An 18,955-nucleotide genomic window follows, 5' to 3' on the forward strand; every position below is an offset into this window, starting at 1 on the left:
GCCGCCGTCGTCGTGCGGTGACAGCACCTGCCCCGGTGCCGCGACACCTCCATAAGTAACCTTCCGAATTTCGGGCGCGTGGCATCGACCTGCTCGTACACTGCGCCCATGGGCCAGACCTTGCTCTTCGGGATCATCGCCTCGAGCGCGCTCGTCATCGGCGCACTGGTCGGCGTGCGCTTCGAGCTCCCCAAGCGCGTGCTCGCCATCCTGCTGTCCTTCGCCGCCGGCGCCCTCATCACCGCGCTGGCCTTCGAGCTGTTCGAGGACGCCTACGAGCGCGGGGGGCTGCCACTGGCCGTGATCGGGCTGTTCGCGGGCGCCGTGGTCTTCACGGCCCTGAGCGCCCTTCTGGACCGCTGGGCGCAGCCGGGACCCCGCGCCGAGGACGCTGAGAAGCAGGAGGGCAGCGCCAAGCTGGACACCGACGCCGCCGCGGACGAGAAGGCGCCGACCGCCGCCTCCGCCAGTGGTGCCGCCGGTCTGGCCCTGCTGGCCGCCGTCACGCTCGACGGGGTGCCCGAGAACGTGGCGCTGGGCGTCTCGCTCACCGAGGGCACTGGCGGACTGGCGCTGCTCGCGGCGATCTTCGTCTCCAATCTGCCCGAGTCCCTGGTCGGCGCGGCCTCGATGCGCGAGCAGGGCATGTCCAGGGCCAAGGCCGTCCTGCTCTGGACGGTCTGTGGCGTGCTCCTGGTGGTGGCCGTGCTGATCGGCGCCGGGCCGCTGGCCGGCAGCGACCCGGAGACGATCTCCCTGCCCCTGGCCTTCGCGGCCGGCGCGGTGATCGCGTCCCTGGCCGACACCCTGATGCCGGAGGCCTACGAGCACGGCGGCCCGGCGGTGGCGCTGAGCACCGCCTCGGGCTTCGCGCTGTCCTTCGCGCTGTCTCTGGCGTGATCATCAGGCGGTACTCTCCGAGCAACGTCCGTAATCGACCGAGGCGGAGCTGGGCTCCTCTGCTATTCACCCGATCCACGCTTGGTCAGCAGTCCCGGCAAGAACGCGTCGGACATGAGTGCGGTGATTGATGCGAGGTAACTGCACCATGCTGGGCCCGTCGACGGCCAGGCCGTTGCCTCGGGTGACGCCGAATTCACTCAATCTGCGCTGTGGATCCTCACTGCGGGAGCCAAAATGCACGGCCTTGGACAGCCACAGACCCCGGAGCCATTCTTCAATCCCAACCTTCTCTTGCAGTGACTCACGATTCTGACGTCTCGACAGTGCCACTGACCGCCGCGGCGGTACTTGCGCGTCCCATTGCACCGATGCCAGCTTGATCTCCCGCCAGCGGGTTTGGCTTCACCACTTAATTCCGGCGGCCTTCCCGCGCGGCCGAACAGTTCTGGTGAGTGAAGTCAATGTTGCACTTGAGTACACCTAAGGGCCGATGACTGTGTATCTGGACCTTAGCTGGGTGATGGTCGATTGAGTTGTCGGGAATGTTCCGTTGTAACGCTTTCCCCATTGGAGAACTGCAAGCCGGAGCCGTTCGTTTTCCAGGGATTTATGCATGAGCATAAGCCTGTCTGCGCAGGCAGGGCAGGGGCTGTGTGTTAGATTAATTTCAATCATTCGGACACGTTGTTTCCAGGTCGCATCGCTACGCAACATCGTCTCTATCTGGGTAAGAAGCCGTGCTTCGGCGTGACTTTCGGATGACTCGTCTCCGGTGGAACGCGTGACAATCTGTGCCCGTTGTTCGCTATGTTGTGACGCCTCCGCGCTTTCGAGAACGAATCCACCGACCTGGCCCGTGAGACGACTCTCATCCGGATTTATGCCATGAGCGCGGCCTTTTGTCCGCGCACCGCTCGTTCCGGCTGGTGTGCCCTCTGGACCAGCCGGATAGGGTCGTTGACCGGGGAGGCAATCCACAGTGAACTGAGCCACACATTTGACACTTCCGGATGAACGCTTGCCACCAGGCGTCGTGTACTTGGGAACTTGGCCTGCCAACTTCATCCGCTCCTTGTGAACTGCATCAAAAAGCGAAACCAAGCTTTCGGCCAAGCGCCTTTGCTTTGAGGTCAGCATGTTCTTGTTTCTGGTCATATTGCGTACATCATTAAGGGTAGCGACATGGCCCTGGACTCTCGACAGTCGCTCGCGGGCGAGGACGACTTTTTGTCGCAAGGAAATTTTGGCTTTGCGTTGGGCAGGTCCTTTTTCTGGGAACTGCTCAATCTCGCCCGCATAATGCTCGAGGAGCACGCTTGCTTCGGTTTTTGTGCTGGCGACCATGACCCGACGCTGACCGGACGGTTCGATCCAGAGTCGATGTTTTTTTGCACCACCACGAAAGCCCATTGCGCCAGGCAGGGCTGCCGCAATGTCGCGAAGTCGGGCTCGAGCACCTTCAGCTTTTCCACTCACCCACGACTTGCCTGACGCGACCTTGGTCCTCACCTTGCCGCCTAGCTTGGTGAGGCCACGGATGATGGGGCCCGCAAGCTTGAGGCCGGTCTTGATGACGAAGTCGAGAGCCTGCTTTACCGGCTTCTGCAGCGCTGTCACGATCTCGCGGATCTTCTGGCCGATGCTGCCTAGGCCGAGCACGCTGGCGAGGAAGCCGATGAGGATCGGCACCATCTGGCCGAGAACGTTCTCGATCTTGGCGACCACGCCGCCCACGTTGCCGCGCACGATGTCCGCGACCGAGTCGATGATCGTGTCCACGAACTTGGCGATCCGGGCGGCGTTGTTCACGAAGAACATCACGACGTCGTAGATGAGCTTGCAGGCCTTGATGAACGCGGCGGCGGGGTTGAGGAGGCTGATGAGCCAGGTGATGCCGGCGGTGATGACCTTCGTGACCACGAAGTCCTGAACCTTCTCCAGGATCATGTCCTTGATGTTGCCGATCTTCTCGACCAGCAGCTGCCACAGCCCGGCCACGCCCTGGGTGGCGATGAGCTGGAAGATCTCCACGCCCTTCTCCACGGCGGCCATGGCCGGCTCGCCGATCTGCTTCGCGATCCGGGCCCGGATCCTGGCCCAGGTGAGACCGAAGAGGGAGGCCAGGAGCTTGACGACGCCCTTGAGGTCGAACGTGTCCGGCAGCTCGATGCCGCCCTCGGCCAGGGCTCCGAAGAGCCAGCCCATGAGGCCCTTGCGCAGGTGGTCGAGGATGTTGTCCTTGAACCGGAGGATGCCGCCCTTCACCCCGGCGATGAGGTTGCCGAGGAACCCGATGGGGTTCTTGATGATGTCGCCCACCACGCCGGCGGCGCGGGACAGGACGTTCTTGAGCATCGCGGCGAGCTCGCGGATGGTGTTGACGATGGCCTTGATCGCGCCGATGGCCTTGTCCACGAGGCCCTTGTTCGCGGCCTGCAGCTCCTCGATGCGCGAGTCGAGGGCCTGGCGGGACTCCACGTACTTGGTGGCCAGGGCGTCGACCACGGACTCCTGCTTGGCGTTGACGTCGGCCTCGAGCTGGCCGAACCTGTCGTCGATCTCCTTAGTGGCCTCCGCGCCGACCTTCTGCAGATCGGCTGGCAGGCTGCCGACGTAGGAGGCGATCTCGGCGCGGCCCTTGGCGATCCGCTGCTTGGCCTTCGTGAGGTCGTCGCCCACGATCGTGGCGACCCCGGAGATGACGCCGTCCATCCGTTGGAGGTAAAGCTCTCGGCCCGCCGCGTAGAACTCGTTGACCTTGGCCGGCATCCCGCGGATCTTGTCCCGCAACCACCGGTAGCCGCCGAGCCAGCCGCTGTAGCGGTCCTTCTTGTACGCCGACATCTTGGCCTCGACGTAGTTCTCGAACACAGTCCGGGCGGCGGACTCACCCTGCTCGAAGGCGGCGTCCACCTTGGGGTCGATGCCGTCGAGGATCTTCTTCACGTCGGTCTCGGTCGCGGTGAAGATGGCCTGCACCCTGGTCGTGACCTCTGCCCGTCGCGCCTCGTCCTTCGACTTGGTCTTCCCCTTGGCCGCGACCAGCTGGGCCACGGCCGCGCCCTTGGCGCCCTGCATGCCGGTGACGCCCGCCGTGGTGACCGCGGCGGCCTCGGCGCGGTCCTGCGCGATGGTCTGCTGCTCCTGCCTGCGGTACTCGGCGGGTGCGGTGTCCGCGTGCTCGGCGGCGGCCTTCTTGTCGACCAGGGCCTGCTGGAAATCGGGCTCGTTGGACTGCGCGAGCTGGCTCTCGGTGACCCCGGCGTCGGCCATCTCCTGCTCGGCCTGGTGCTTGCCGGCCGCGAGGTTGGTCTGTTCGGGCGGCGCGGGCTTCGGGACGGCACCGGCGGCCGGGACCGGAGGGGCCTGTCCCGGCGTCTCCTGGGCCATCGGTGTCACGGGCTTGGCCACCGCTTTGGAGGGGTCGGGCGGGGCCTCGGTGGCCGTTTCGATGTCCTTGGCCTGGCCCTCCTTGCCCTGGCCGACCAGACCCTTGACGTCGCCCTTGACCTCCCCGGCCTTGCCGGACTTCTTGTACTCGTCCGCCTCCTCGAGGGTCTTCGGCGACTTCGCCTCGATGGCGGTTTTCACCGCGGCGATGAACGCCTTCTTGTCGAAGCTGCCCGGCGGCTGGGCGTCCATCGTGTCGACCTTGGCGGCCTTCGCCTGCGCGCCGAGGTCGTCGGCCGGGGCGACGGCGGCGTCCTGGGCCTCCTTCGCCTTGGCCGCGGCGGGAGGATGCGCCTTCTTCACCGCGGCCGCACTTTTCACCGAGCCGACGACTCCCGCGAATGCGGGGTCCTGCTCGGGGCGGACGGGCGTCGGCGGCACGGGCGGCTGGAGCAGTTTCTCGGCGGTCTGAGGAGCGGGTCCCGCCGCAGTGGCGGGTTCGGCGCCCGCGGCCGGGGCAGGAGCCTTCGGCCCGGTCCGGGGTGCGGGCTTCCCGCCGCCCTTGCCGGATGGGCCCCCCTTGGCCGCAGCCTTGCCGAGCGGGCTGACGGCAGGGACGGGCTTGGCCGGTGGCACGGGCTTCCGGGGGGCGACCGCCTCCGGGCCGAACCCGGTGCGGGTCACGGCCAGTGCGGAGGCCGGCGGCTTGGGGCCTTCCAGCTCCACAGGGATCCCCGCGGCCTGAGCAGCCCGCAGCCCTCTCTCGACGGTGTCGATGGCCGGCCGGTCCCGGCGCGTCTCGACCAGGGCGGCGTCGATGTCCGCGACGGCTCGCTCGCCGGGGGACCGTGCCCGGGCGGCCATGAGCGCGCCGACGGCGGAGTTGCCCGCCTGGCGCTGGAGGGCGAGCACTGCGCGGGGGCCGACGACGGGACGCGCGGTCACGGCGCGGGCTCGCTGCCGGCCCGCCGCGAGGGCGTCGCCGACCTCGGCCTGATGAGCGTCGGCCGTCCGGTGTGCGCCGGTCATGCTCCAAGGATCGCTGACGGCGCACCGATGTGCCGCACGCGGGGAGCCGGACGCGCGGGCACGTCCTCGTGCCCGAAGGGGCAGCGCCTGACCTGGCACGCACCGCGATCTCCCTGGTGGGAAGGGACAGTCAGCCGGTGATGACCAGCCGTTTCTTGAAGTAGGCCATGGCTCGGGCCTCCTCATAGGTCACCTTGCGGTTGGCCCTGGCCTTCTGCCCAGGGTCGTCCACGACGACGTGGTCGGCGTGGACGGCCTGCAGCCGGACGTAGTGGCCGCGCAGGTACACCACGATCTGTGCTCCGGCGTCGAGCTCGGGACCGATCACGCTCAGCACGTTCTGCCGGTAGGCCGCCACGGAGATGTCATCGGTCCGCAATCTCAGCTTCGCCTGCATCGAGGCGTACAAGCGGTCGTACTCCCGCTCGAGGCGATCGCGCTTCGCGCCGGTCGCGGCCTCCATCTGGTTGCGCTTATCGGTGAGCTTCTCGACGGCGCTGCGGTGCTTCCCCGCGGCGTGGAGAGCCTGGTAGTCGGTGCCCTCGGCCGCGGTGTCCAGGTCGAAGTCCTTGATCTCGGCGTGGGCCCCGAACGACTCGGCGAGCGTGGCCAGGAACGCGATGGACAGGATCCTCGCCCACGCGCGTCGGGCCGCCTCCCGGACTGCAGTCCCGCCCCGCCCTGCCCCGAGTTCGTGGGCGATGGCGGCCAGCTGCACGAAGTCGGGCAGACGCAGGCCCGCCAGAGCGGCCTCCGCACCGCCGACGGTGTGCGCGGCACCACGGACTTGCGCCGAGAAGACGGTCGCGGCGGCCACCACCGCGTCGCGGCGACCGGCGTCGTGGTCGGCGGAGCTCTTGCCCAGTGCCTCCAGTGCCATCGACACCGAGGTGATGTTGCACGTGCGCGTGTTGACAGAGGTCTCCGTGCCGAGGTCGACGGCTTGCGCCTTGCCTTCCAGCACGTCCATGTTCGTGCTCTGGGCGTAGTACGGGGAGAGCTCGTTGAGGGCGCGGTTCACGAGTGTCACGAGGCGTGCGGCCGTCTCCCGATCGAGGCCGGAACTCCCCGCCCCGGCCAGCACCGTGCGCAGTGCCGCGATCGCGGCGACCAGGCGATCCCGATCCGCCCCGACTTCCTCCGGGCCAGAACGGTCGGCCTTCGAGGACAACAGCTGTTGGGACAGGGCCTGGATCCGGGCGAGGTCCTGTCCGACCTGGCGGGCGAAGGGATGCTCGAGCGCCTCGATCAGACCGGGCAGCTCTTCGTGCCCGCGCCCTCCGGCGGCCGCGCCGGTTGACGGGGCGGGAGTGGGGGCAGGCGCCGGGGCGGGGGAGGTGGCGGGAGCGGGACCTGTTGCCGGGGCGGGGGAGGTGGGCTCGGGAGTGATCGGCCGGTCCGGCGTCGGCTCGACCGGCTCGGGCGTCTTCGCGGGGCTCAGGTTCGTGGCCAGCGTCCATCCCCGCAACGGCGGTCCCTGCACGCCGGGGGCCATCATCTGGGTCACCAGCTGGTACCGTCGGCCCGCCTTCTGCGCCACGCGGTGCACGAGCACCGCGGTTCCCTCGAGGAACCGGGCGCCGGTCCACCGCAGCTCCGGAGGATCGCCGCGGTGGCGGGCATCGGCGTCGGTCACCACGCGCCGCTCGACGTCGGGCCCCACGGACGCCGGGCCGGGCGCGGAACCGGCGCCGCCTGGAACGAAGAGCGAGCGCAGTGACTCCAGCCCGCTCCGCAGGTCACGCTGGACGGTGGACGGTCGTGAGCGCAGCGCCGAGGTCACGGCGGCGTTGCCCGCCTGGCGCTGCAGCAGGAGGACCGCCTGCGGGCCCATCGCGACGTGGGACGGTGCGCCGGCCGCGTGTCGCCGGCCTGTCTCGTGGGCACGGCCGCTTCCGGGCCTGCCGGTCACGGCCGTGCGGAGTGCGCCGGTCATGCCCTCATGGTGACCGGCCGAGGCGTTGTGGTCCTCCGGCGGCTGGTCATGCGTCCGGGCACGCCGGCCTGCCCCGAAGGGCACCGGCGGGTGGGCCGGCCGGGCATCGTCGTCCCCGGGGGCCCGCAATTGCTTCCTCGGGATGGGACCTGCATGCTCGGGAGGTGAACATCGACGAGAAACGCATCGCTCTGCTGATCGACGCCGACAACGCCCCGGCGGCGAAGATCGACGTGATCCTGGCCGAGGTGGCCCGCCACGGCACCGCGAACGTCCGGCGGGCCTACGGCAACTGGAAGAGCCCGCACCTGCAGCAGTGGGAGGCCGTGCTGCACGCGTACGCGATCCGGCCGATCCAGCAGTTCGCCTACAGCACCGGCAAGAACGCCTCGGACATGGCCATGGTCATCGACGCGATGGACCTGCTCTACGCGGGATCGGTCGACGGCTTCGCGATCGTCTCCAGCGACGCCGACTTCACCCCGCTGGTGATGCGGATCCTCACCGACGGGCACAAGGTCTACGGCTTCGGCCAGCGGCAGACACCTGAGCCGTTCATCAACGCCTGCTCCCAGTTCACCTACGTGGAGAGCCTGGGGGAGCCCGCCGCAGAGGTGCCGGGCGACGTACCCGTGGCGACGCCTCAGCAGGCGCTGCGCGGAGACGCCCGCCTGGTGAGGATGCTGCGGAGCGCGGTGGACGCCGCCAGCGGCGACGACGGCTGGGCGCACCTCGGCGCGGTCGGTCAGCAGATCGGCAACCAGGCGTCCTTCGACTCGCGCAACTACGGCTACCGCAAGCTCAGCGACCTCATCGAGGCCACGGGCCTCTTCGACGTCCGGCGGCAGAACCTGGCCGTGCAGGTGCGGGACAGCCGCCGCAGGTGAACACCGACGGGGTGCACCCAAGTCGGCAACCCCGCTAGTCCTCAAGACACCGTCTTAGAGTTAAAGCCACATGCGGTGTGCGGTCGGTGCCACGGGCGCACCCGTTTTGCTATGGTGATCGGCAAGTGGAGCCTTCAGGTTCCTTAGTGGTCGATCGCTGTTAGGCGTGAACCGCGTACCGGGCAGGATATGAGCCCGCCGAGTACGGCAAGGCGAGGAATCGTCATGTCGGAATGCTCGAAAATCCATTACGCCAGCCGTCGGACTGCTGTGGTTGCGATGAAGGCAATAGCCCGCAGTTATGCAGCTCGCGGCCGCAATGGTCCAAAGGGCGCGTACTTCTGCAGTTCGTGTCGGTGCTGGCATCTCACGTCCAAGGCTGGAGTACGGACCCCGCCATGGGAGAGGCCACGAACCCGTCGCTGAACGCGGCACGTCCGTGCAACCAGCCTCGGCAACCCGAAATATGTCTACCGCCTGCGTCGGCCGACCGGCGCCGAGGCCCCAAGGGACTCGCAAATCCCCACGCCGATTCCTGGGGACATGCGAGTCCATTGGGGACTCGGCGTCCAGGGTGGTGTCGGTGTGGGGACTCGGCGTCCAGGGACCGCGCGAGGGGCGGGACGGAGCGTCAGAGGGCCGGCGGGGCGTTCAGGTCGCGGGCGCTGAAGGTGTCGCAGGCGTTGAGGTCGCCGGTGCGGTAGCCGGCGTAGAACCACAGCTGCCGCTGGGCGGAGGCGCCGTGGGTGAAGTTCTCGGGGCTGACCCGGCCCTGGGTGGTCTCCTGGATCCGGTCGTCGCCGATGGCGGAGGCGGCGTCGAGGGCCTGGTCCAGTTCCTCCTGGGAGATGTCGCCCAGGTCCACGGCCCCGGAGGTGTCCCCGGCAGCGCCGCCGGCCCACAGCCCGGCCAGGCAGTCGGCCTGCAGCTCGACGCGCACCGCGCCCGACTCCGGGCCCTGGGGGTCCTGCTGGGCGTAGCCGAGCGTGCCGATCTGGTTCTGGATGTGGTGGCCGAACTCGTGGGCGAGCACGTACTCCTCGGCCAGCGGCCCGCCCTCGGCGCCGAACTGGGTCTGCAGCTCGTCGAAGAACGCGACGTCGAGATAGGCGGTCTCGTCGGCGGGGCAGTAGAACGGGCCCACCGCCGAGGACGCCGCGCCGCAGCCGGTGTTGGTCTGCCCCTCGAACAGCTGCACGCCGGGCATCACGTACTGCTCGCCGGTGGCCCGCGGCAGGTAGTCCTCCCAGAACTGGTCGAGACTCTGCGCCGTGGCGATCATCCGGCAGTCGGTGTACCGGTTCGCGTCCGCACCGGTCTGGCACCGCTCCGCCCGCTCCTGCTCCACGGCGGTCTGCGAACCGGTGTCCTGCCCGCCCCCGCCGGTGATGGCGTCGATGCCGTCCTGGCCGAACAGCAGTCCCACGACGAGCAGGAGCAGGCCGCCGCCCAGCCCGCCGCCCACGGCGATCCCGCGTCCACGCCCACTGCCGCTGCCGACGCGCGAGGCGTCCAGCTGGGAACTGTCGTCGAAACTCATGGCTGAAGTGTAAGCCGTCTGATCATGGTGCGGCCGGAGCGCTCAGACGGGGCGTTCAGTCGAAGCCGCGGGCGGCGAGGGCCTCACCGGTCCGCTCGGCGTAGGCCACCGTGGAGATCACCGCGGGGGTGACCAGCCGCACGGGGTTGGGCCGCAGGCCACGGGCTCGCATGGCGTCCCGCAGCTCGCCCACGGCTCCCACGATGAAGGGGATCGAGCGCAGCATCAGGGAGATCGCCAGGCCGATGCGCTCCGGGTCCGCCCCGACCAGCCGCACCGGCGAGCACAGCCACACCACGCCGTCCAGCAGCTCCGGCAGGGGAGTGGTGTGCATCAGGACCCGGGTGACCACGAGGAAGACGACGATGGTCAGCACCACGTCGGCGGCCTGGGCCGGGCCGGCGGTCAGCACGTGGTAGACGGCCAGCAGGACCAGCACGGGCAGGGCGGGGGCGAGACCGCGCCACCACTGCCGGGCGCCGATGCCCGCGGCCGAGCCCGCGACCATCAGGAGCACGGTCAGCGTGGCCGGCACCGGCCACGAGGGCGAGAGCACCACGGCCAGGGTCACGGCGACGATGCCGAGCCCCTTGGCCCGGAGCGGGGCGCGGTGCAGGAGGCCGGTGCCGGGGGAGTAGCTGCCGAAGATCTCCGGTCCCCGGCTCACGGGCGGACCTCCTGGGGGAAGCCGTGCGCGCACCACTGCTCGTAGGCGGGAACGACCTCCTCCGGGGGGCCGTCCGCGATCAGGGCCCCCTCGTGCAGGACGAGGACGCGGGGCGCGGTCGCGGCAAGCCCGAGGTCGTGCGTGGAGATCAGCAGCTGGTGCGGGAGCGCATCGAGCAACCCGACGAGCCGTCCCCGGTTGCGCAGGTCGAGCAGGGTCGTGGGCTCGTCGAGGACGAGCACCTCGGGCTCCACGGCCAGGACCGCCGCGAAGGCCGCGAGCTGGCGCTCCCCGCCGGAGAGGTCGTAGATGCTGTGCTCGGCCCGGTGGCCGATGCCCACGCGCTCCAGCAGCTCGAGCGCGGCGCGCCGTCGTCCTCCCCGGGGCACGCCGGCCCCGCGCAGGGACAGCTCGACGTCCTCGACCGGGGTGGGCATGACCAGCTGGGAGAGCGGGTCGGTGAACACGAAGCCCACCTGCCGCCGGGCCGCGCGCACGTCCCGGACCACGTCCGTGCCGTGCACGGTGACCGTGCCCGACGACGGGCGGACCAGCCCGTTGAACAGCCGCAGGAGCGTGGACTTGCCGGATCCGTTGAGCCCGACCACGGCCACCCGCCGCTCGCCCAGGCTCACGTCCAGGTCCTTCAACAGGGTCAGCTCACCCGAGGCGGTGGGCGCCGTGACGGTGACGCGGGAGCACACGAGGGCCGCGGCCCCGGGGGTTCCGGGCACGGGTCAGCGCGTGCCCGCGATCCGGGGGAACGCCTTGTGCACGCCCACGGCGATGACCGCGGCGAGCACGACCTTGATCAGGTCGCCGGGCCAGAACACGAGGTCGGCGAGGAACGCGTCCTCGAAGGGCAGCCGGGCGTTGACCACCAGGCCGAGGATGCCGCCGATCCGGATCACCACGAACCCGGCCAGGGCCGCGGCCACCAGCCGCAGGGTGTAGGTGCCGGTGCGCTCGTAGCGGGCGTTGGTGGCCCCGCCGTCGTTGGCGCGGCGGGCCGGGATCAGCCACTGGGCCACGTAGCCGGCGGCGGCCGCGGCGAACGGGAAGGCCAGGATGTAGCCCGCCGAGGGCCCGGCGAGCACGCCGAGTCCGCCGCGGAAGCCCGCGAAGACCGGGACGCCGATCAGCCCGACCAGGACGTAGAGCGCCACCGCCAGGAGGCCGCGGGTCCCGCCCAGGACCAGGCCGGTCAGGAACACGGCGAGGGTCTGCAGGGTCAGCGGCACCCCCGCCGTGCCGAGGGGGATCCCGGGGAGCACGGACAGGGCGGCGGTGAGCGCGGCGAAGACGGCGATGTTCGCGAGGTCCTCGGCGGTGATGGCGCGGCGGCGTTCGACGTTGTTGCTCATGGGTGCCAGCCTAGAGCCTGTCCACGGCATCGCCGGCACGCTGACATGTTTCGCCGGCGGCCACGGGCTTCAGGACCGTTCGGTCCCGGGGAGCACGCCACCGTCCCCGGCGCTGTCCGGGCCGACGACGGACAGGGTGCCGTCGGCCTCCAGGACGACGGCCTCCGCCTCCTGCAGGGAGCCCAGCCCGTGCTTGCGCGCCACACCGTCCAGTTCCTTCTCGGTGAGCCGCTCACGACGCAGGGCGTCGTGCAGCACCTCGCCCCGGTGGAGCAGCAGGGTCGGTTCGGCCGTGACCATCCGGGAGAACCGGCGGGAGCGCAGCTGCAGGGAGGACACGACGTACTGCAGGGCGGACCAGCAGCGCGAACGCGGTGACGGCCTCCAGCAGCGGGATGCTGCGCGCGGTGAGGACACGGCCGAAGGTCGCTCCGATGGCGACGGTGATGACGAAGTCGAAGCTGTTCATCCGGGCCAGGGTCCGTGTCCCGGAGACCCGCAGCAGCACGACCAGCGCCGTGTAGGCCAGGGTGCCCACCAGCACGACCCGGGCGACCGGCTCCCAGCCGTCGAAGAAGAAGTTCACCATGGTGCGAACTCCTCCTCCGGGGCCCTGCGGCGGCCCGGGGGGGACCGGTCAGGACCGGTCGTCGTCGTTGTTCTGCCGGGCGGCGTCGCGCTCCGTGACGCCGAAGCGGCCGCCCAGGGTCTGCTGGTAGCGCATCCGCTGGTACCTCCAGCGCTCGGCCATCGTGGCCTTGGCCTCGACCCGGTCCTCGGGATTCACCGGATCCGGGCCGAGCACGGGATCGTCTCCGACCTGGTAGCGGCTGGACCACACCTGGACGACGGCCCAGGCGACAGCGGTGTACGGCACGGCCAGGATGGCGCCGAAGATGCCGCCGACCAGGGTGCCGACGGTCAGGGCGAGCAGCACGATGAGCGCGTGCAGGCTGAGGGTGCGGCCCATGATGATCGGCTGCAGGATGTTGCCCTCGATCTGGTTCACCGCGACGATGACGGCGACCACGATCAGGGCGATGATCGGCCCGTTGGTGACGAGAGCCACGAGAGCCGCGATGATGCCGGCGATGGTCGCCCCGACCACGGGGATGAAGGCCGTGACGAACACGAGCACGGCGAGGGGGAGCGCCAGGGGAACGCCCAGGATGAGCAGCGCGCCGCCGATGAGCACGGCGTCCACGAGAGCCACGAAGGCGGTGCCGCGGACGTAGCCGCCGAGCACCTGGGCGCCGCGGTCCACGGACTCGGCGAGCTTGGCGCGGCGCTCGCCGCGGAACCAGCGCAGCGCGAAGTTCCACATCTTCTCCCCGTCCTTGAGGAAGAAGAAGAGGATCACGATCATCAGCACGAGCCCGGTGACGAACGACGCGGCCGCGGAGAGCCCGCTCAGGGCGCTGCCGGCGAAGCTGCCGCTGGTGACGAAGTCGGTCGCCCGGCGCACGGCGGAATCGATGCTGGCCGTGTCCAGGGGCAGCGGCGTGGACTCCAGGAGCCGGCGCAGCTCGTTCCAGCCCTCCGAGGCCTGCGAGGTCAGGGTGTCCCACTGGCTGCGGACCGTGAGCACGATGCCCGTGATCACACCGCCGAGCAGCAGGAGGATGCCGAGGAACGCCGTGAGGGTCGCCAGCAGGTTCGACCAGCCCTTGCGCTCGAGCCACTTCACGACCGGCCCCACCGCGGAGGCGAGGATCAGGGCGACCATGGCCGCGATGACCACGATCTTGATCCGCAGCAGGATCCACACGAGGCCGACGACCACGGCGGCCACCAGCAGCGCCTGCGCGGCGCGGGAACCAGCCCGGCCGAGCGAGTCCGCCCACGGCCCGACGGCAGGGGCCAGCGCCCGGGTGGTCTCCTCGAGGCCGGCGGGCTCGACCCCGGGGCCCGCGGCGGGGATCGTGCTGGTGCCGGGGTCGACCTTGCCGCCGAGAACGCTCTCGGCGTGCAGCGGGGCGGCCGACGAGCCCTCACCGGGACGATGAGGAGGTTGTTCCGGTCGGGACGACGTGGCCATGCGGGGCTCCTCGGGGAAGGCGGCGATCGGGGGTGCGGTCGTGCGACGACGACGGCGCTCGCCCCAACCATAAGGCGGCTGTCGGAAGGGTGTCCACCGGACGGTGGCGCCGCAGGGCCCGTCGCGGCCGGTCAGGAACGGCCGTCGACCTCGAACACGGCGGTGAGGACGTGCCGGCGGCGGGCCGCGACGTCGTGCATGAGCGCCGGTGCGTCGTCGAAGCCCACGACGTCGCTGATCAGGTGCTCCCTGACCTCCCCGGCGTGGGCGTCCAGCAGCCGGATCGTCTCCGCGGAGAGCCGGGCCCGGTCCCAGGTGTGGGCGAGGCCGCGCGGCACCCGACCGATCTGCGCGCAGCGCAGGCTCAGCCCGTTGTGGTGGAACTCCTCGCCGAGGCGCACCGCGTCGGCGCCCTCGGTGTAGAACGCCAGGTCGATCACGCTGCCCTGGGGCCGGACGGCCCGCAGCGCGGCGTGCAGGGCCCCCGGTTTCCCGCGGCACTGGAACACGACGTCGGCCCCGTGCTCGCCCGGGCCGTGGCGCCAGCGGGTCTTGAGCACCCGTCCCGGGTCGTCGTCGAGGTCCAGGGGGAGGAAGCCCAGGCGCTCCGCGACCGCCCGCCGGCGCGGGTCGGCGTCGGCCACGGCCACCTCCCGGGCGCCGAGCGCGCGGGCGAACAGCCCGGTGACCAGGCCCACCGGCCCGGCGCCGGTGACGAGGACCAGCCGTCCGGCCACGCCGTCCCCCAGCCCGCGCACCGGCCCGGCGTCGGCGGCCGCGTGCAGCAGCCCGTTGGCGCAGATAGGGCCGAAGTGCGCCACGAAGACGCCCAGCAGCGGGTCGAGGGCGGCGGGCAGCGGCACGAGGTGCTCGCTCAGCGGGTCGGCCACGTGGGCGGTGGCGTGGCCGTAGGCCGTGGCGAGGACGTCGCCCGCCCGGAAGGCGGGGGTGCGGGACTCGGCCACCCTGGCGACCTCCATGTAGCCCAGCCGGCGCACGGGGTAGCCCTGCTCGGGGACGCCGGGGCGGAACAGGCCCAGCTCGGTGTCGTGCCGGGAGTGCAGCCCGGGGTGGTTCCCCTTGACGAAGGCCAGTTCCGTGCCCGCGGACAGCCCGGTGACCAGGGTCTCCAGGAGCAGCCCTCCCTCCGGGACTCCCGGCAGCTCCTCCTCGGCGATCTCGATCCGGCCCCGGCCGGGGACCACGAGGTTGCGCCGGGCGTTCACCCGCGCTCCTCCAGGGCGACCGCGCGGCCCGTCCGGGCCGACTGCGCGATGGCGCAGGCGAGCCGGTGGGTGCGCAGCGCCTCGCCGTACGGCGCCCGGGTGGTCTCCCGCTCGCCGCGCACCGCCTCCAGGAACTCCCGGTCCACCGCGATCCGGGGGTCCTCGGCCGGGGCGTGCTCCGTGCGCTCGGCCGGCCAGAAGGCCGTGAGCCCGTCCTCGGCGAGCTCCAGGACCAGCCCGCGGCTGACCGTGTGCAGCGCGGCGCGGTGCTTGACGGCCAGCGCGGAGGTCGCGGCGAGGGTCGCCACGGCGCCGGAGCGGAAGCGCACGGTGGCGGCGGTCGCGTCGTCGACGTCGCCGTCCTCCGTCTCCGCGCCGTCCGGGGTGCCGCGGACCCCGGCGGCGTAGACCTCGACGGCCTCGCCCAGCAGGAACCGGGCCGTGTCCAGCACGTGCGTCAGCTGCTCGACGATCTGCCCGCCCGAGCGGTCCGTCCGGCCCCACCAGGGCACCGGCGGGCGCTTGTCGAGCCAGTAGCCGTTGGCCAGCAGCGGCGGGGCGTCCGCGAGCAGGTCCCGGGCCAGCACCGCGGTGTCCAGGCAGCGCCAGTGGTAGCCGGTGCCCGTGACGACCCCGGCCTCCTCGACCTGCCGGCCGATCCGCTCGGCGACGTCCAGGCCGAGCCCCACGGGCTTCTCCACGAACAGGGCCTTGCCGCGCTCGAGCGCGGCGAGCTCGGCGGGCCCGTGGGCGAACGGGGGCACGCAGACGTAGACGGCGTCGGCCTCCACCGCGTCGAGGGCCTGCTCCGGGTCGGTGAAGCACGGGACGTCGAGCTCGGCGGCGAGTGCCTCGGCCGCGGGCCGGTGCGCGTCGGTCACGCTGACCACGCGGGCGCCGCCCAGCCGGTGCAGCACGTCGACGTGGCGCCGGGCCACGGAGCCGGCCCCGACGAGGGCGATCCTGAGCGTCATGAGGGGTTCTCCTCCAGCAGCCGGTGGTACAGGTCCAGGTAGCGCCGGGCCATGCCCGCCGGCGTCCACTGCTCGGCGGCCTCCCGGCACGCCTGCGGGTCGAGGCAGTCCAGCTCGTGCAGGTGCCGGACCAGGTCGTCCTCCTCGGCCGCCAGGAAACCGGTCCGCCCGTGCTCCACGAGCGAGGGCAGCACCCCGCGCGGCGTTCCGACGACGGGCACGCCCCGGGCCAGCGCCTCGACGACGCCGGTGGCACCCGGTTCGGCCCAGCGGATGGGACTCAGCAGGGCCCGGGACGAGCGCAGCAGCCGCTCCTTGCGCTCGCCGGCCACGCCGCCCACCCAGGTCACCGACGTGCCGTCGACGAGGGGCCGCACCTCCTCGAGCCAGTAGCGGACGTCGGGGTGGGCGCGCAGCGCCTCGTCGCCGTCGGCGAGCCGGCGCTCCAGCTCCTCCGGGTCGTCGATCCCGGCGACGGGGCCGGCCAGGACGAGGGGAACTCCCGCCCGGCGGCAGACCCGGGCCGCCACGTCCTGCGCCTTGTCGGCCGTGATCCGCGCCAGGACCAGGGCGTGCTCGCCCGGCGTCGTCTCGACCTCGAGCGGCGGCGGCGCCGCCAGCGGGACGACGCCCAGCGTCTGCCGGCGCAGGTTGGCCGGGGCCCGCTCGAGCTGGGAGGCGGAGACGGCGGCGAAGCGCACGCGCCCGCGGCCGTCGAAGGCGGAGTAGAACTCGGGGTGCTTGCGCAGGTCCCAGTGCAGGGTCTGCAGGGTCGGCGGTGCGGCCGCGCCCATGGCACCGAGCACGGACGGGCCGACCACCTCCAGGTGGTCGTGCACCAGGTCCCAGCGGTCCCGGTCCCGCAGGGCGTCCACCAGACCCTGCATGTGGGCGTGGGCGATGCCCGAGACCCGGTTGTAGGGCATCGCGATGGAGCGGAACGCCGGCTCCGGCAGGGGCCGCACGTGGTCGTCTGCCTCGAGGGTGCTGGGCCCCACGGTGGCCAGCGTGACGTGCACCCCCGCCCGCCGCAGCTCCGGCACCAGGGTGGCGACGACCGTCTCGATCCCGCCGTAGCCGGCCGGGGGCACGGGCAGCCAGGGGCCCGCGTTCACGAGCACCCGCAGCGTGCTCATGCGACGCGGCAGGCGGGCTGGCCCCGGTACTCGGGCACCTCGGCCATGGGCGGGCGCTCGCGGACGCTGATCTCGTGGGTCTCGGCGAGGAAGCGCTCCCCCTGCCGCAGGAACTGCGTGAGGTGCCCGCCGTCGGCGGCGAGCGGGGACTCGCAGCGCAGCCGGGCCTGGACCGTCAGCTGGATCTGGGCGGCCATCCGCGCCAGGGCGGCGTCCGAGGAGTTGCGGTGCGAGCGCACGCCGAGGTCCACCTGGGCCATGGCGTCCAGGCCCACGGTCTCCAGGACGTCGATGAGCATCGCGATCTCCACCCCGTACCCGGACACGAAGGGCACCCGCTCCAGCAGCTCCCGGCGCCCGGCGTACTCCCCGGCCAGCGGCTGGACGAGGCCCGCGAGCTGCGGCCAGAAGAGGTTGAGCAGCGGACGGGCCACGAGCTCCGTGACCCGCCCGCCGCCGGCGGGCAGGACGGTGGCGCCGTCGTGCAGCGGCCGGTCGTAGCAGCTCTTGACGAACTGCACCCCCGGCTCGGTCAGCAGCGGGCCCAGCAGCCCCACGGCGAAGTGCGTGTCGAACTCCCGCAGGTCCGCGTCGACGAACGCGAGCACGTCCCCGGTGGTCACGGCCAGGGACTTCCACAGCGCCTCGCCCTTGCCGGGGACGTTGCCGTGGGCGGGCAGGATCTCGTCCTGCCGGTGGACCCGGGCCCCGGCCGCCGCGGCGACCGCCCCTGTGCCGTCCGTGGAGTCCGAGTCGATGACGACCAGCTCGTCGATCAGCGCCACGTCCTCCATGAGCTCGCGCCGCAGCGCGGTGACGATCGGGCCCACCGTCTCGGCCTCGTTGCGGGCCGGCAGCACCACGCTGACCCTGGTCCCGCCCTTCCGGAGGCACAGCTGCTCCGCGGACCACTGCCTGCCGTGGAAGCTGCGGGTGGCGAACCACTCCTGGACGTCCTGTCGCATGCTGCTCGCTTCCGACGATGAGGAATACTGGAAGGTGACTGACCAGTTGCCGTCGGACACTACCCAGCGACCGGCCCGCCGAGAAGGGTCCGAGAAGAGTCGGACGAATATGTCATGGCCGCCGGCTCGGCCCGGCGGCGGGCCGGTCGAGGAGAGGCAGGGATGAGCCAGCGGACGAGCTTGCGAGAACCGCCGCGCCGCCGCCTGGTGCTGTGGCGCCACGGGCGCACCGCGTGGAACGTCGAGAACCGTGCCCAGGGGCAGGCCGACATCCCGCTCGACCCGGTGGGGCGCCTGCAGGCCCGGACCGCAGCCCCGGCGCTCGCCTCCTTCGAGCCCGCGTTCGTGTGGTCGAGCGATCTGCAGCGGGCCTGGCACACCGCCCGGGAGCTCGCGGCCCTGACCGGCCTCGAGGTGCGGCTGGACTCCCGGCTGCGCGAGTACGACGTGGGCATCCGGCAGGGCACCACCTTCGCCGAGTTCCGCGAGAGCCACCCCGAGGTCTACGCGCGGTTCTTCTCCCAGGAGGACTACCGGGTGCCCGGCGCCGAGCTGCCCTCCGAGGTCGACGAGCGCATGGCGGCCGTGCTCGGCGACGCCGCCGCGGCGCTCGACGAGGGCCGCACCGGCGTGCTCGTCGGCCACGGCGCGGCCCTGCGCAGCGGGGTGCTGGCCTTCCTGGGCGCCCCGCCCCGGCTGCGGGACATGTTCGCCGGGATGGCCAACTGCGCGTGGACCGTGCTGCAGGAGCACCCGCACCGCGGCTGGCAGGTCGCCGACTACAACGCCCGCACCCTGCCGGGCCACTCGTCGGCGCTGGCCGACGAGATGCCGGCCCACCACGTGAGCAAGAACGCGGAACCGGGCGGCTGAGCGGGGTGCCGCCGGGGAACGGGGACC

At 71.5% G+C, this 18,955-nt stretch carries 16 protein-coding genes; 3 read left to right on the forward strand and 13 right to left on the reverse strand.

What is annotated here, in order from left to right; translation table 11 throughout:
* Nucleotides 1-108 precede the first annotated feature (108 nt).
* Nucleotides 109-900, forward strand: a complete 792-nt coding sequence (locus ACH9D2_RS15120; RefSeq protein WP_396363639.1) for a ZIP family metal transporter — start codon at nt 109-111, stop codon at nt 898-900.
* Nucleotides 901-1,383: 483 nt separating this feature from the next.
* Here ACH9D2_RS15120 and ACH9D2_RS15125 read toward each other — a convergent pair whose 3' ends face one another.
* Nucleotides 1,384-5,322, reverse strand: coding sequence for a hypothetical protein (locus tag ACH9D2_RS15125; RefSeq protein ID WP_396363640.1), 3,939 nt, complete (start codon nt 5,320-5,322; stop codon nt 1,384-1,386).
* Nucleotides 5,323-5,452: 130 nt separating this feature from the next.
* On the reverse strand, nt 5,453-7,258 hold the full coding sequence (locus ACH9D2_RS15130) for a hypothetical protein (protein ID WP_396363641.1): 1,806 nt from the start codon (nt 7,256-7,258) through the stop codon (nt 5,453-5,455).
* A gap of 164 nt (nt 7,259-7,422) precedes the next feature.
* Here ACH9D2_RS15130 and ACH9D2_RS15135 point away from each other — a divergent pair, with 164 nt between their 5' ends.
* Nucleotides 7,423-8,145 (forward strand): NYN domain-containing protein, encoded by a 723-nt coding sequence (locus ACH9D2_RS15135; protein WP_396363642.1) that lies wholly within the window; start codon nt 7,423-7,425, stop codon nt 8,143-8,145.
* Nucleotides 8,146-8,776: 631 nt separating this feature from the next.
* Here ACH9D2_RS15135 and ypfJ read toward each other — a convergent pair.
* From ypfJ to ACH9D2_RS15190, 11 genes are all read right to left on the reverse strand, one after another.
* A complete protein-coding gene (gene ypfJ / locus ACH9D2_RS15140) occupies nt 8,777-9,685 on the reverse strand; it encodes a KPN_02809 family neutral zinc metallopeptidase (RefSeq protein WP_396363643.1) in 909 nt (302 codons plus the stop codon).
* Between the two features lie 55 nt (nt 9,686-9,740).
* Entirely contained in the window at nt 9,741-10,352 is a 612-nt protein-coding gene (locus ACH9D2_RS15145; RefSeq protein ID WP_396363644.1) for a CbiQ family ECF transporter T component, read from the reverse strand.
* The gene (locus ACH9D2_RS15150; protein ID WP_396363646.1) at nt 10,349-11,086 is read right to left on the reverse strand and encodes an energy-coupling factor ABC transporter ATP-binding protein; all 738 of its coding nucleotides are present in this window, start codon (nt 11,084-11,086) and stop codon (nt 10,349-10,351) included. The genes ACH9D2_RS15145 and ACH9D2_RS15150 overlap by 4 nt, the downstream gene beginning before the upstream one ends.
* Nucleotides 11,087-11,089: 3 nt before the next feature.
* Nucleotides 11,090-11,716, reverse strand: a complete 627-nt coding sequence (locus ACH9D2_RS15155) for a biotin transporter BioY (RefSeq protein WP_396363647.1) — start codon at nt 11,714-11,716, stop codon at nt 11,090-11,092.
* Between the two features lie 69 nt (nt 11,717-11,785).
* The gene (locus ACH9D2_RS15160; RefSeq protein WP_396363648.1) at nt 11,786-12,016 is read right to left on the reverse strand and encodes a YetF domain-containing protein; all 231 of its coding nucleotides are present in this window, start codon (nt 12,014-12,016) and stop codon (nt 11,786-11,788) included.
* Complete coding sequence (locus ACH9D2_RS15165; RefSeq protein ID WP_396363649.1) at nt 11,949-12,305, reverse strand: hypothetical protein; 357 nt, start codon at nt 12,303-12,305, stop codon at nt 11,949-11,951. The genes ACH9D2_RS15160 and ACH9D2_RS15165 overlap by 68 nt, the downstream gene beginning before the upstream one ends.
* Before the next feature lie 48 nt (nt 12,306-12,353).
* Nucleotides 12,354-13,754 (reverse strand): AI-2E family transporter, encoded by a 1,401-nt coding sequence (locus ACH9D2_RS15170; RefSeq protein WP_396363650.1) that lies wholly within the window; start codon nt 13,752-13,754, stop codon nt 12,354-12,356.
* Between the two features lie 131 nt (nt 13,755-13,885).
* Nucleotides 13,886-14,980 carry a zinc-binding dehydrogenase gene (locus tag ACH9D2_RS15175; protein WP_396363652.1) on the reverse strand — a complete coding sequence of 365 codons (1,095 nt, stop codon included), beginning with the start codon at nt 14,978-14,980 and terminating at the stop codon, nt 13,886-13,888.
* A complete protein-coding gene (locus ACH9D2_RS15180) occupies nt 14,977-15,954 on the reverse strand; it encodes a Gfo/Idh/MocA family protein (protein ID WP_396363654.1) in 978 nt (325 codons plus the stop codon). Before ACH9D2_RS15180 ends, ACH9D2_RS15175 begins: the two co-directional genes overlap by 4 nt.
* Nucleotides 15,951-17,090: a glycosyltransferase gene (locus ACH9D2_RS15185; RefSeq protein ID WP_396363656.1), complete on the reverse strand. Its 1,140-nt coding sequence runs from the start codon at nt 17,088-17,090 to the stop codon at nt 15,951-15,953. The genes ACH9D2_RS15180 and ACH9D2_RS15185 overlap by 4 nt, the downstream gene beginning before the upstream one ends.
* Nucleotides 17,087-18,055 (reverse strand): glucosyl-3-phosphoglycerate synthase, encoded by a 969-nt coding sequence (locus ACH9D2_RS15190; protein ID WP_396363657.1) that lies wholly within the window; start codon nt 18,053-18,055, stop codon nt 17,087-17,089. The genes ACH9D2_RS15185 and ACH9D2_RS15190 overlap by 4 nt, the downstream gene beginning before the upstream one ends.
* Before the next feature lie 162 nt (nt 18,056-18,217).
* Between ACH9D2_RS15190 and ACH9D2_RS15195 the strand changes: the two genes are divergently transcribed.
* Entirely contained in the window at nt 18,218-18,928 is a 711-nt protein-coding gene (locus ACH9D2_RS15195; RefSeq protein ID WP_396363658.1) for a histidine phosphatase family protein, read from the forward strand.
* The last annotated feature ends 27 nt before the right edge of the window (nt 18,929-18,955 follow it).

It is taken from the genome of Kocuria rhizosphaericola (assembly GCF_044462205.1).
In the GTDB taxonomy this organism is placed as follows: domain Bacteria; phylum Actinomycetota; class Actinomycetes; order Actinomycetales; family Micrococcaceae; genus Kocuria; species Kocuria rhizosphaericola.